This is a genomic window from Duganella flavida (assembly GCF_009857445.1).
Classification (GTDB): Bacteria; Pseudomonadota; Gammaproteobacteria; order Burkholderiales; family Burkholderiaceae_D; genus Rugamonas; species Rugamonas flavida.
In genome coordinates this window covers 13,997-27,122 of record NZ_WWCN01000019.1, presented here as the reverse complement: position 1 = coordinate 27,122, position 13,126 = coordinate 13,997, and the positions used below count along the sequence as shown (strand labels likewise).

Genomic DNA, 13,126 nt, shown 5'->3' with positions numbered 1-13,126 from the left:
CAGTCAGCAAAATCAGAACAGGAAATAGCGCTGCGCCATCGGCAGGACGGAAGCTGGTTCGCAGACCAGCAGTTCGCCATTGGCGCGCACTTCATAAGTTTCGGGATTGACGTCCATCTTCGGCGCCAATGAGTTGTGGATCATGTCCGACTTGCGCAGCGCGCGCATGCCCTTGGCCACGATCAGCGTTTTATTCAGCTTCAGTTGATCACCGATACCAGCGTCGTACGCAGCCTGCGACACGAAGGTGAACGACTTCTTCAAACCGCCGCCGTAGGAGCCAAACATCGGGCGGTAATGCACCGGTTGCGGCGTTGGAATCGAGGCATTCGGATCGCCCATCAAAGCCGCCGCGATCATGCCGCCTTTCAGAATAGTTTGTGGCTTGACGCCGAAGAAGGCCGGCTTCCACAGCACCAGGTCAGCGATCTTGCCCACTTCCACCGAGCCCACCGCATGCGCGATACCGTGCGTGATGGCCGGATTGATGGTGTACTTGGCGATATAACGCTTGACTCGGAAGTTATCGGCGCGCGAGGAATCCGGCGCCAGCGGTCCGCGCTGCACCTTCATCTTGTGCGCCGTTTGCCAGGTGCGCAGGATGACTTCACCGACGCGGCCCATGGCCTGCGAGTCGGACGACATCATCGAAATCGCGCCGATGTCGTGCAGGATATCTTCCGCCGCAATGGTCTCGCGGCGGATGCGCGATTCGGCAAACGCCACGTCCTCGGTGATGGCGGCATCGAGGTGATGGCAGACCATCAGCATATCCAGATGCTCGTCCAGTGTATTGATCGTGTACGGCCGCGTAGGATTGGTCGACGACGGCAGCACATTCGATTCGCCCACCGCCGCAATGATGTCCGGTGCATGGCCGCCGCCCGCGCCTTCGGTGTGGAAGGTGTGGATGGTGCGGTCCTTGAACGCGGCCAGCGTGTCCGCCAGATAGCCGCCTTCGTTCAGCGTATCGCTGTGGATGGCGACCTGGATGTCCATGTTGTCGGCTACCGTCAGGCAGTTGTCGATGGCGGCCGGTGTACTGCCCCAGTCTTCGTGCAGCTTGAGGCCAATGGCGCCGGCGAGGATTTGCTCTTCCAGCGGCGCCGGCAAACTGACGTTGCCCTTGCCGAGAAAACCGAGGTTCATCGGAAACGCATCGGCCGCCTGCAGCATCGAATGCAAATGCCACGGCCCCGGCGTGCAGGTAGTGGCCGAAGTGCCGGCCGACGGACCAGTGCCGCCGCCGATCATGGTGGTCACGCCGCTCATCAGCGCTTCCTCGATCTGCTGCGGGCAGATGAAATGGATGTGCGTGTCGACGCCGCCGGCGGTGACGATCATGCCCTCGCCGGCGATGATTTCAGTTGCACCGCCAATCGCCATCGTCACGTGCGACTGGATGTCCGGATTGCCGGCCTTGCCGATGGCGGCGATCATGCCGTTTTTCAGGCCGATGTCCGCCTTGACGATGCCCCAGTGGTCAACGATCACCGCGTTGGTAATCACCGTGTCCATCACATCGGCGGCCACGCGCTGCGACTGGCCCATGCCGTCGCGGATCACCTTGCCGCCGCCGAATTTCACTTCCTCGCCATAGGTGGCGTAGTCCTTCTCGATTTCGATAAACAGTTCCGTATCGGCCAAACGGATGCGGTCACCGGTGGTGGGACCGAACATCTCCGCATAGGCGCGGCGCGAGATTGTAGCCATGAGAACCTTTACTCTTTGGGTGGTTTGGAAGCCAGCTTGCCCATTACTTTGCCGTTGAAGCCATAGACTTCCTGGTCACCGTCCAGCTTCACCAGTTCCACGGTGCGCTGCTGGCCCGGCTCGAAGCGTACGGCGGTGCCGGCGGCGATATTCAGGCGCATGCCATAAGCCTTCCAGCGTTCCAGCTTGAGCACGGAGTTGACTTCAAAAAAATGAAAATGCGAGCCGATTTGCACCGGGCGGTCGCCCTGGTTGGTGACAACGACGGTGACGGTTTCGCGCCCCACGTTCAGACCGATCTCGCCCTCTTCAAGCTTGTATTCACCTGGGATCATGATGAACTCCTTTATGGGATGGGATTGTGGACAGTCACAAGCTTGCTCCCATCGGGGAACGTCGCTTCGACCTGGATGTCAGGGATCATTTCGGGGATACCCTCCATGACGTCGGCGCGCGTGAGTATGCGCGTGCCGTCGGACATCAGTTCTGCGACAGTTTTGCCGTCGCGGGCACCTTCCATGATGGCGCAGGTAATCAGCGCCACCGCTTCCGGGTAGTTCAACTTCAGGCCACGGGCAAGGCGGCGTTCAGCCACTATGCCTGCGGTAAAAATCAACAGCTTGTCTTTTTCGCGTGGAGTCAGGTCCATGTGATGTTCTTTCTCAGGTTTGCCAGATGCGCGGCGTGACGGCCTCGCGTCCCAGCAGGTGCGGGCGGATGCGGCGCCAGACGGCCAGCATCAGGCGGCGCGCGGTTTCGCTGTCGTCGCCGAGGTGGCGCGCCACCAGTACGCCCTTGGTTTGCGTGACGCCGAAAACATGCTCGCCATCGGCGGCAATGTCGGCGCGGATTTGAGCCAATAAGTCATTCAGCACAGCGGCAGGCAGCGGCTTGCCAGCGGCGATCAGCGTGGCGCACACGGTGCGGCCGTTGAGCGCCAGCGGGCTGTCGAGACGCCCGCCGAGCATGTCGCCCTGCTCCCACCAAATCAGCTTGCCTTCGCGGCGGATGCTGCTGCGCTGGCGGATGCGGCCACTATTAAATACTTCGCCCGAGCCGCGCCGTCCCATACAGAGGATTTCGCAGCCGAGGAAGGTGGCGCCAGCGGCCAGTTCTATATGCTGGTCCAGCACCACGTTAGCGGTATCAAAGAAGATAGTCTCTTGCGGCAGCCATTCCAGCGCGGCGTCCCGGTTCACATGCAGGTGCACGGCCTGGTGCGACACCTTGCCGTTGGCCTGATACCACTTGGCCGCGCCGGGTGTGGTGATGAAAGCGTGGGCCTTGTCGCCGACGCCGATATCGATCTCCAGCTGATCGCCGCCGACCACGCCGCCGGGCGGATGGACGATGATGGCCTGGCACACCTTGTTATCTTCCGGGTAGAGCGCCTTCTGCACACGCAGCGGGCCGTAGTGGAGCTTATTGAATAGCCGCGTGGTGCCGGCATCATCTGCAAAACCGAGGGTGAGACTGGCCTGCCAGGCACTGTGGCGGGTGCTGGCGGCGTAGTCGCGCGGTGCGGTGCAGTCGGGCATAAAGTCGAACAAAATAAATAATGTTCTTCTTATGCAATCACCGTGCCAGCCAAACAGCCAGCTACCTGCTACACCACGCACCAACATATGGCAAAACGCACCAACTCAGTGCGTGCAACTCGCCGTCTCTGGAAAACCAAACTTTTTCGCCGCTGGCAAAATCTGGCTGTTGTAAAAAAGTGCCGTGCAGCAAAAATATTTTAGGTTTTCTACGCGCCCAAAAGTTTCTCCACTTTTGACAAAAGCAGCGTTTTTTTGATTAGGGAATAATTGAATCCATTGAGGCGTGGAAACAAAAGTTGTTTTGAGCACGCTAACCAAATTAACCCAACGGAGGCTATCATGATCAGCAAGACCCTTTCCCGTGCAGCACTGGCTACGGCACTCGGCATCACCATGCTGCCGCTGTTGAGCGGCGCGGCTGTGTACAGCAACGGCAGCAAGACCGTCACCTTTGACGTCACGCTGACCATCATTGCCGACTGCACCATCGCCGCCAGCAACCTGAACTTCGGCTCCTCGCAAGGCGTGCTGGCAACTACCGTCAACGCCACCACCTCACTGAACGTCACCTGCACCAACACCACGCCATACAACGTTGGCCTGAACGCCGGCACCGGCACCGGCTCCACCACTGCCGCACGACTGATGAGCGGCACCGGCGCCAACACCAGCACCGTGTCCTACACGCTGAAACAAACCAGCGGCGGCTCCAACTGGGGTAACACGCAAGGCACCGACACCGTTTCCGGCACCGGCTCCGGTTCGTCGCAAGCCCTGACCGTATTCGGCAACATCCCAGTCCAATCGACGCCGCAACCAGATGCCTACAAATCGACGATCACCGCGACCGTCTATTTCTAATCGTTGTAAGTCTTTCCGCATCTGCCTTAAAACCAGGCTGGATGACGCGACCAGAATTTCCTTCCAGCGCCCAAGCCCGCGCTAAATCTCCCCCTGTTTCAAATCGTACTGCCCCAGAACCGCAGACAGCATTCGCCCAACGACTATCCGGCCACACTTGGAGAACATCATGCTGCACCGTCTTCTGAACCGTACTACCGCCATCGCCACCATGATCGCCCTGCTGCCACTGACCGGCGGCGCCGCCGTCTACAGCAACGGTAGCAAGACCACGACTTTCGACGTGACGGTGACCATCATCGCGGACTGCACGATTTCCGCCAATCCACTGGATTTCGGTTCCTCGCAAGGCGTGCTGTCGTCAGCGCTCAACGTCAACTCGTCGCTACTAGTCACCTGCACCAACACTACCCCGTACAACGTCGGCCTGAGCGCCGGCACCGGCACCGGTTCGACCGCTAGCGCGCGCCTCATGAGCGGCACCGGCGCCAACACCAGCACCGTGGCCTTTAACCTGAACCAAACCGCCGGCGGCGGCAACTGGGGCAACACCCAAGGCACCGATACCCGTTCGAGCACCGGCACCGGCAGCGCGCAAACCCTGACCGTGTACGGCGTGGTGCCGGCACAAGCAACGCCACAGCCGGACGCCTACAAATCCACCATCACCGCCACCGTCTACTTCTGATTATTGAAACCAGCGCAAGGGAGCTTTGATCCCGGCACTCTTGGTGCGCACAAGCACCGTCCCCATACTGTCTGCTCATGAAATTGAAACGGAGCAGAACATGAAAGTATTCGTCACCGGCGCGGCCGGTTTTATCGGTAGTTCGATTGCGGCGGGTCTGGTCAAGGCCGGCCATGAAGTCGTTGGCCTGGTGCGCAAGCCGGAGCAGCTGGAAGAAGTGAAAAAAATCGGCGTGACCGGCGTACTGGGCACGCTCACCGACCGCGAACTGCTGATCGCCCGGGCGCAGGCAGCGGATGCCGTCATCAACGCCGCCAGCAGCGACAACCGCGCAGCGGTAGAAGCCTTTGTCGACGCACTGGCCGGCAGCGGCAAAGTATTCCTGCATACCAGCGGCTCCAGCATCGTCGGCGACGCCTCCGGCGGCGAAGGCACGGACCACATCTACCACGAAGATCAGCTCCCCGAACCGACTGCGGACAAAGCCGCGCGCGTGGGCATCGACAAGCTGGTGTTGGACGCAGCCAGTAAAGGCGTGCGTTCGGCAGTGCTGTGCAATACCCTGATCTACGGCCACGGCGCGCTGCCGCGCGATTCAGTGCAGCTGCCTCGCCTTCTCAAGCAAGCCATCAAGAGCAGCATCGTGCGCCACGTGGGAGCGGGCCGCAATATCTGGTCGAATGTGCACATCGACGATATGGTGGACCTGTACCTGCTAGCGTTGGAGAAGACCGAAGCCGGCGCCTTCTACTTCGTCGAAAGCGGCGAAGCGGCGTTTCGCGACATGAGCGCGGCCATCGCCAAGGCGCTGGATCTGGGCGAGGCACAGGACTGGCCGCAGGAACAGGCCAAGGAAGAATGGGGCTACGAAATGGCTTCCTATGGCCTTGGCTCCAACAGCCGCGTGCGCGGCGAGCGCGCCCGCAAGCAGCTAGGCTGGCAACCGCATCGCCCAGCGGTGCTGGACTGGATCGCCAGCGACATGCTGCGTTAATCCAGCTCGCGCTGCACCAGCACACGGTCTATCAGGCCGTATTCCGCAGCCTCACGGGCGGACATATAGTTGTCGCGGTCCGAGTCTTTTTCGATTTGCGCCAGCATTTTGCCGGAGCGTTCGGCCAGGATGGAGTTCAGGCGATGGCGCTGGTACAGTACCTCGCGCGCCTGGATCTCGATATCAGCCGCCACGCCTTGCGAACCGCCGTGCGGCTGGTGGATCATGATGCGGGCATTCGGCAAGGCATAACGCTTGCCGATCGCGCCCGCCGCCAGCAAGAAGGAGCCCATGCTGGCGGCAAAGCCGGTGCACAGTGTCGATACATCCGGTTTAATGAACTGCATGGTGTCATAGACCGCCATGCCCGCGTACACCGAGCCGCCCGGCGAATTAATGTACAGCGAAATATCCTTGTCCGGATGGTCCGACTCAAGGAACAGCAACTGCGCCACAATCAGGTTGGCCGACTGCTCGGTCACCTCGCCGACCAGGAAAATCACCCGTTCCTTCAGCAGGCGTGAGTAAATGTCAAAAGCGCGCTCGCCGCGCCCCGTGTGTTCAATAACAGTGGGTACCAAACCAGTCATGATCGTCCTTTTGCGGTAAAGTTGAGGCACTGCCCGCTTGACGCTGGCGACCGGCCGCGCGTGACCATTCAAAAAATATTTCTCCCACGTGTCACACCAGGACCGCGCCCAGCGTCATAGGTCACCAGCCCCCATGACAGGAGAAGCGCCATGCCTATCGATACCGACACCGCCATTTTTGAGCAGCTACGTCCGCGCCTGAAAGCAATCAGCAGCCGCATCGTCGGCAATGACGCGGAGGCCGAGGACATCGTGCAGGATTGTTTTCTTAAGTGGCGCAACGTGGAACAAGCCGCGCTGGAGACGCCGGCCGCATGGCTGACCACCGTGGTTCAACACCACTCCATCGACCGCTTGCGCAAGCGCGCACGGGATGCGACAGCCGCGCACACCGCGATGGAATTAACGCCGGATGCGACGACTGTGCAGCCGGAGGATGCGCTGTTGCTGCGCGCAGAAATGGGCGACGCCCTGGTCCGCATGCTGGCATGTCTGTCGACATCCGAGCGGCTAGCGCTGGTCCTGCATGAAGTATTTGAATGCGAGCACGCCGACATCGCTGCAACGCTGGGCATCAATGCCGCAAACGCGCGCCAGCACCTGGCCCGCGCGCGCCGCCGCCTTCGCGAGGCAGCGGACGAGCCGCCAGCCAGCGAAAAACTCAACCGCGAACTAGTACAGCGCTTTCACGCGGCCATCCACGGCATCGATGCGCCGGCGATTATCACCCTGCTTGGCGACGGCCAGCCGTTATCGGTCCAGACACGGGCCTGCGCCAACGACGCGTCGTACGCCCTCGCTGCCTAAGCTGCAACGACGGTTACGTTCGGCCAACGTAGCGCATATTTCTTTTGCTCGATGCGCATGCGGTAGGTAGCGAGGCTGGCGCGCGTTGGATTGCGGCGAATGACGCAGTTGAACAAATCATCCAACCCATGCGGGGCAATGATTTCGATGGTGTCGTCGCTATGCAGGCGCACACCGACCGACGTGGCGTATTCCGGCCATGAAGCCACGGCATCGTGCAGAGACGACAGCGGCTCGACCGCGTATCCGAAATATCGTTCAAACCAGTGATGAACCGACGCCTGGTTGGTCACTTCCCACGGTACTTCCGGCATCGCTGCGGAAAGGCGATGCTGCAAGTCCAGCTCCCGCTCCGGATCCATGTCGGATGGATCGAAATAGGCAAGATCCAGATCGGCCAGCGCGGTCGGCGTGTGATAGCCGTGCAAGGCATCCCATACCAGGTTGCGCACCGCGCCCGCACCCAGGCACCACGAGGCAAGTCCCAGTTCACGCGCCGCACACAAGGCCGGCATAAACCATTTCGAAGACCGGGCGATCCGGCGCAAACGCTCTTCGTTAGTCATTTTTCTGCTTGAGGTTCAGGTTCGGCAGCTCGATGACTTTGCCGTTCACAGTCAGCTGGCCGTTCTTGAAGTCGATGCTGGAACGCAGCTCGCCTTTTTCGACGACGGCAAAACCGCTGGTCACAGCCTTGCCGACCACCATGCTCACCATGCCGTCGCCGGCGGCATCGATTTGCTTGGCGGCGTCCGGCGTGTCGGCCGGTATTGTTTTGGTGGCTGTAGCGCGGCCCACGTCCCTCACCAGCGCCACCGGCACGCGCACATCAAAGTGCGCTACCAGCTTTTTAATCAGCGCGGGCATGTTCTCGAAATCGGCATCGACCACTTTCTGGAACGCGACGCGGCCCTTGACCGAAGCCACGTTGCCGCGATACGCCGCGCTGATTTCTTCGATGGTTAAGGCGGCGCCGGCCTTGATCAGGCGCTTACCGGAGTCCTTCAGCTTGAGCATCATCACTTCTTGCCGCGCGTCGAGCGCGAGGTCGCTGTTTTCCTGCGCGCGCAGCGACTGGTCCAACTCCGCCATTTCCTTGGCCGGGATATTCGTCAGGCGGAAGGCAAAGGTGGCGCGTTCCACACGCTCGTCACCGAACACGATGGCCTTCACCGACGAACGGTAGCCAATTTCCGCCATGCTGCCGCGGCGAACCGTCTCCGAGCGCGCCTGCAGGTCTTCAAAACGCATCAACTCTTTAGCTGTCTTGCCGCCCACCGCCGCTTCGTGCACAGTGATGGCGCCGATGCCGAAGTTCGCCGTGCCATAGGCGGCACCGTCGGCGCCGCGCTGCTGCCTGGTGGTGATGGTCATGTCCAGCAAACGCGCCGAACCATCCGGACGGGCGACCACCAGCGACGGCCACGTAACGTTGGCGTTCAACGTGCGGCCGGCCTTGTCGGTCGTGATCTTTGAAGTCAGTTCGGTCCAGCTGAAATCCGTGCCGTTGCCCTGCACAAACAGGTGCGGCGCCAGCTTGCCAACGTAGTTGATTTGGCCCTTGGCGCCAGCGCTACGCTGCAGCGGGAATGGACGCTCGACGCCAAAAATCTCTTTCAGCTTTGGCCGCAGTTCAGGCGAGAATTCAAGTTTGCTGTAAGTGTCCAGCAGCTTGGCGAAGTTGCGTTCCTTGCCCTGCGCCGCTCGCAGTTCCTTGCCCGCTTGGTTAAGCGTCGCTTCGGTTTCCTTGGTGAGGAACTCCGGCAGCTTAGGCGCTGGTGCCGCTGGCTGGGTGTCTGCGTAGACGGGAGCAGCCAGCATCGCGCTGGCCGCCGTAATGAAGAGGAGAGTCTTTTTCAAAGCATTACCGGAGAAAGTCAGTGATGCGGCATTGTAGCCAACTGACCGCCCCCAGAAATGCGCGCTTTGTCACTCCAGGTCAGGATATGGGCTCTTGCCGCCTTCCGCGATAAACAGGTCGATACGCGCTTCCAGCACCGGCAGCGGCACCGAGCCCAGTTGCAGCACGGTGTCGTGGAAAGCGCGGATGTCGAACTTCTGGCCCAGCGCTTTTTCCGCTTTCTTGCGCGCGTTGATGATGCTCATCTCGCCCAGATAGTAGGACAGCGCCTGGCCCGGCCACGAAATGTAGCGGTCCACTTCCGTCTCGATCTCGTGCTCCGACAGCGCGGTGTTTTCGTGCAGGTAGTCCTGCGCCTGTTTGCGCGTCCAGCCTTTGCTGTGCAAGCCGGTATCGACCACCAGTCGCGACGCGCGCCATGCCTGGTAGCTCAACATGCCGAAGACTTCATACGGCGTTTCGTAGATACCCATCTCGGTGCCGAGACGTTCGCTATACAGCGCCCAGCCTTCACCGTAAGCCGAAATGTAAGCGTTTCGGAATGGCGGACGGCCCTTCTGCTCCAGCGCCACCGGCATCTGGAAGGCGTGGCCCGGCGCTGATTCGTGCAGCGTCAGCGCCGGCATGCTGTACAAGGCGCGCGACGGCAGGTTATAGGTGTTCACTAGATAAACGCCTGGACCACCACGGCCCGAAGTGTAAAACGGTGCCTGGTCGTCCGGCACTGGAATTACCGCGAAGCGGCGGCGTGGCAGGTAACCGAAGTACTGGCCAACTTTGGCGTCAAACTTCTTTGCCACCCATGTGGAGCGCATCAGCAGCTCTTCCGGCGTCTTGGCGTAGAACTGCGGATCGGTGCGCAGGAATTGCAGGAAGGCCGGCAGATCGCCTTTAAATCCAACCTGTTTGATCACGTCCTGCATCTCGGCGCGGATCTTGGCCATTTCTTCGAGGCCGATATGGTGGATCTGGTCCGCGCTCAATGAAGTGGTGGTGAATTCGACGATCTTCGACTGGTAATAGGCTTTACCATCCGGCAGGCTCTCGGCCGCCAGTTCTTCGCGTGCTTTCGGCACGTATTCTTCGCGCATGAACTTCAGCAGCGACTGGTGCGCCGGGATCACCGAGGATGCGATCACCTTCACCGCCTGTGCGCGCAGTTCTTCCTGCAGCGCGGCCGGCATGGAAGCTGGCATGGTCTTGAATGGCAGATAGAACACAGTATCCTGCGGCGTTTTCGCATCGGTCACGGAAGTGATGGAGCTGTCGCGGCCCACCAGCGTGACTTTCGGCGGCGTGAAGCCGCGCGCCACGCCAGCGCGCATGTTGACGATTTCGTCGTTGAAGTAGCGCGGCACGTCGGCCAGCTGCTTCAGGTAGTCGCGGAATTCTTTTTCCTTGGTCATCGGACGGCGCGCGGTGCCGGCCATATTGGACCAGAAGGCGCTATCGGCGTTCAGCGGTTTTTCGTATTCGCGGAACTGCTGGGCGGCGATGAAGGCGGCGATCTGCGCCTTGTACACCTGGTAGTTGATACGCTCCGGTGCCGACAAACTGGACTCCTTGATGCCGTCCAGTTTTTTCATCACGCCCTGCCAGTAGGCCAGGCGGTTGTTCTGGGTGGCAGCGTCAATGCGCGGCAGCGATGGCGACACGCCGCTGTCATCGTCATCCTCACCATCTTCCTGCTTCTGGCTCAGTCGCCATTTCCATTCCTGCGTGTAGAGCGCCTTGAACTGGGCGTCGGCAGGACCAGGTTTAACAACAGGCGCAGCGCCGGCGTTGAGGCATACCAGCATGACTGCACCGGCAATGGCGGTGCTGAACTTCTTATCCATAAGTCTCCAGGGGGTGATTACATGTCCAATAAATTACGGCGTTCGCGCAGCAGCGCGGTAAAGCTTTCAGCGTTGACCGGGCGGCTGAAATAATAGCCCTGCATCTCGTCGCAACCACGCTCGCTGAGGAACTGCACCTGCTCGCGCGTTTCCACGCCTTCCGCAATCACGCGCATATTCAGGTTGTGCGCCAGCGAGATCACCGACAGTGCGATTGCCGCATCGGCGCTATTGGTGGTGACGTCGTCGACGAACGATTTGTCGATCTTCAGCACATCGATCGGGAAGCGCTTCAAATAGCTCAGGCTTGAATAGCCGGTGCCAAAGTCGTCCAGCGAGATGCTGACGCCAATGTCCTTCAAGCGGCGCAGCGAGGCCACGGCCTTATTCGGATCGCCCATCACCGTGCCTTCGGTGATTTCGAGGCCGAGGTATTCCGCCGCCACGCCGAATTTGCGCAGCGTGCTTTCCACATGCGGCACGGTGGCGTCGTTGGCAAACTGCCCCGCAGCCAGGTTGACCGAGACCTTGATCTGGCCCAGGCCCTGCTCGTGCCACACCTTCATCTGCGCGCACGCACTTTCCAGCACCCACTCGCCGATGGAATTGACCAGGCCATATTCCTCGGCCAGCGGAATGAAGCGGTTCGGCGGCACCTTGCCCAGCACCGCGTTTTCCCAGCGCAGCAGCGCCTCGGCGCCGATCATCTCGCCGGTTTTCAGGCAGACCTGCGGCTGGTAGTGCAGTTCAAATTCGTCGCGCGCGATGGCGCCGCGCAGCTGGCCCTGGATCGCCAGCTTGTCGCGGATTTCCGCGTCCATGCGCTCGGTGAAGAAAGCGTAGTTATCGCGGCCGATTTCCTTGGCGCGGAACAGCGCCGTGTCGGCGTTGCGCACCAGTTCATCGAAGCTCTCGCCGTCGGTCAGGCTGACGGCAATGCCGATACTGGACGTGACGGTGATCTGCTGGCCGTCGATTACCAGCTCCTTGCGCAAGCCGGCCAGAATCTTCTGCGCTAGCGCGATGGTGGTGCTAAGCTGCGCATCGTCGTCGACGATGATCTGGAATTCGTCGCCGCCCTGGCGCGTGACGGTATCGCTTTCGCGCACGGTCTCGCTCAGGTACCTGGAGACCACTTGCAGCGCCTTGTCGCCCATGTCGTGGCCATACGAGTCGTTGATGCTCTTGAAACGGTCCAGGTCCAGGCACATGACGGCCACGCAGCGGCCATCGCGGCGCGCAGTAGCCAATGTCTGCCCGAAGCGCTGGCGCGCCAGCATGCGGTTCGGCAGGCCGGTGAGTGCGTCGTGGTTGGACAGGAAATCAATCAGGTGCTGCTCGGCCTTGCGCTCGGTGATATCCATGAACACCGCCACGTGGTTGATGACGTGGCCCATTTCATCGCGCACCACCGAGGCGCTCAGCAAACCGGGATAAATGTCACCGTTCTTGCGGCGCGCAAGGATCTCGCCCGACCAGTGGCCGGTGGCGATCACCGACTGCACCATGGAACCGAATGAGGATGCATCCGGGTCGCCGGCGTGCAACAGCGAGACGTTCTGGCCCAGCACCTCCTCCGCCGTGTAGCCGGAGATTTGCGTGAAAGCCGGGTTGGTAGCGACGATGCGCGCATCGCGGTCGGTCACCACGATGGCGTCCTGCGTCGCTTCGAATACCTGGCTGGCGAGGCGCAGGAATTCCTCATTGGCGCGGCGCTGCTCGACTTCTTTCGCCAGTTCCGCAGTGCGCTCGGCCACGCGCTCTTCCAACAAAGCGCGTTCTTCGGCCAGCGCTTTTTGCGCGCGGCCCAGCTTTACGTGGGCGTCGGTACGCGCCAGGATCTCTTCGGCCTGGAACGGTTTGGCGATAAAGTCCACCGCGCCCAGTTCAAAGCCGCGCACCTTGTCGTCGGTATCGTGTTGGGCGGACAGGAAGATTACCGGCACCTGGCTCAGCTCCGGCGTGGCTTTCAGGCGGCGGCAAACCTCAAAGCCGTCGATGCCAGGCATGCGGATGTCGAGCAGTATCAGTTCCGGCGGACGCGATTGCGCCGTCCATAGCGCCAGTTCGCCGTTGGGCGCCTGGCGCACGTAGTAGCCAGCTTCCGTCAGCAGGTCGCTGAGAAGCTTGAGCGAGGCCGGCGTGTCTTCCACGATCAGCACTTCGCCCTTGGTGTGTTGTCCTGACAAATCCCGGTGCATGTAAAACTCTCTCGCCTAATCTACCACTATGA

The 13,126-nt window shown here is 60.8% G+C and carries 13 protein-coding genes; 4 read left to right on the top strand and 9 right to left on the bottom strand.

Features of this window, described 5'->3' with window-relative positions:
• Positions 1-12: 12 nt before the first annotated feature.
• From ureC to GTP46_RS24550, 4 genes are read right to left on the bottom strand one after another with little or no spacing between them, the layout of a single operon-like run.
• Entirely contained in the window at positions 13-1,713 is a 1,701-nt protein-coding gene (ureC, locus tag GTP46_RS24565) for an urease subunit alpha (protein ID WP_161009263.1), read from the bottom strand.
• Positions 1,714-1,721: 8 nt separating this feature from the next.
• The gene (locus tag GTP46_RS24560; protein ID WP_161009262.1) at positions 1,722-2,048 is read right to left on the bottom strand and encodes an urease subunit beta; all 327 of its coding nucleotides are present in this window, start codon (positions 2,046-2,048) and stop codon (positions 1,722-1,724) included.
• Positions 2,049-2,059: 11 nt separating this feature from the next.
• Positions 2,060-2,362, bottom strand: coding sequence for an urease subunit gamma (locus GTP46_RS24555; protein ID WP_092269656.1), 303 nt, complete (start codon positions 2,360-2,362; stop codon positions 2,060-2,062).
• A 13-nt stretch (positions 2,363-2,375) separates the two neighbouring features.
• Positions 2,376-3,251 (bottom strand): urease accessory protein UreD, encoded by an 876-nt coding sequence (locus GTP46_RS24550; protein ID WP_161009261.1) that lies wholly within the window; start codon positions 3,249-3,251, stop codon positions 2,376-2,378.
• A 396-nt stretch (positions 3,252-3,647) separates the two neighbouring features.
• Here GTP46_RS24550 and GTP46_RS24545 point away from each other — a divergent pair, with 396 nt between their 5' ends.
• From GTP46_RS24545 to GTP46_RS24535, 3 genes are all read left to right on the top strand, one after another.
• The gene (locus GTP46_RS24545; RefSeq protein WP_443093206.1) at positions 3,648-4,115 is read left to right on the top strand and encodes a Csu type fimbrial protein; all 468 of its coding nucleotides are present in this window, start codon (positions 3,648-3,650) and stop codon (positions 4,113-4,115) included.
• Between the two features lie 211 nt (positions 4,116-4,326).
• Positions 4,327-4,803: a Csu type fimbrial protein gene (locus GTP46_RS24540; protein WP_443093205.1), complete on the top strand. Its 477-nt coding sequence runs from the start codon at positions 4,327-4,329 to the stop codon at positions 4,801-4,803.
• A gap of 100 nt (positions 4,804-4,903) precedes the next feature.
• Complete coding sequence (locus tag GTP46_RS24535; RefSeq protein ID WP_161009258.1) at positions 4,904-5,797, top strand: NAD-dependent epimerase/dehydratase family protein; 894 nt, start codon at positions 4,904-4,906, stop codon at positions 5,795-5,797.
• On the opposite strand, the gene clpP is transcribed toward GTP46_RS24535, so the two are convergent.
• Positions 5,794-6,387 carry an ATP-dependent Clp endopeptidase proteolytic subunit ClpP gene (gene clpP, locus GTP46_RS24530; protein ID WP_161009257.1) on the bottom strand — a complete coding sequence of 198 codons (594 nt, stop codon included), beginning with the start codon at positions 6,385-6,387 and terminating at the stop codon, positions 5,794-5,796. The two genes, GTP46_RS24535 and clpP, sit on opposite strands and share 4 nt — an antisense overlap.
• A 150-nt stretch (positions 6,388-6,537) precedes the next feature.
• Here clpP and GTP46_RS24525 point away from each other — a divergent pair, with 150 nt between their 5' ends.
• The gene (locus GTP46_RS24525; RefSeq protein ID WP_161009256.1) at positions 6,538-7,194 is read left to right on the top strand and encodes a sigma-70 family RNA polymerase sigma factor; all 657 of its coding nucleotides are present in this window, start codon (positions 6,538-6,540) and stop codon (positions 7,192-7,194) included.
• Here GTP46_RS24525 and GTP46_RS24520 read toward each other — a convergent pair.
• From GTP46_RS24520 to GTP46_RS24505, 4 genes are all read right to left on the bottom strand, one after another.
• On the bottom strand, positions 7,191-7,760 hold the full coding sequence (locus GTP46_RS24520; RefSeq protein ID WP_161009255.1) for a nucleotidyltransferase family protein: 570 nt from the start codon (positions 7,758-7,760) through the stop codon (positions 7,191-7,193). The genes GTP46_RS24525 and GTP46_RS24520 overlap by 4 nt on opposite strands.
• Entirely contained in the window at positions 7,753-9,054 is a 1,302-nt protein-coding gene (locus tag GTP46_RS24515; protein WP_161009254.1) for a DUF945 family protein, read from the bottom strand. The genes GTP46_RS24520 and GTP46_RS24515 overlap by 8 nt, the downstream gene beginning before the upstream one ends.
• A gap of 69 nt (positions 9,055-9,123) precedes the next feature.
• Complete coding sequence (locus GTP46_RS24510; protein WP_161009253.1) at positions 9,124-10,893, bottom strand: DUF885 domain-containing protein; 1,770 nt, start codon at positions 10,891-10,893, stop codon at positions 9,124-9,126.
• Positions 10,894-10,910: 17 nt separating this feature from the next.
• The gene (locus GTP46_RS24505; RefSeq protein ID WP_161009252.1) at positions 10,911-13,094 is read right to left on the bottom strand and encodes an EAL domain-containing response regulator; all 2,184 of its coding nucleotides are present in this window, start codon (positions 13,092-13,094) and stop codon (positions 10,911-10,913) included.
• Between the last annotated feature and the right edge of the window lie 32 nt (positions 13,095-13,126).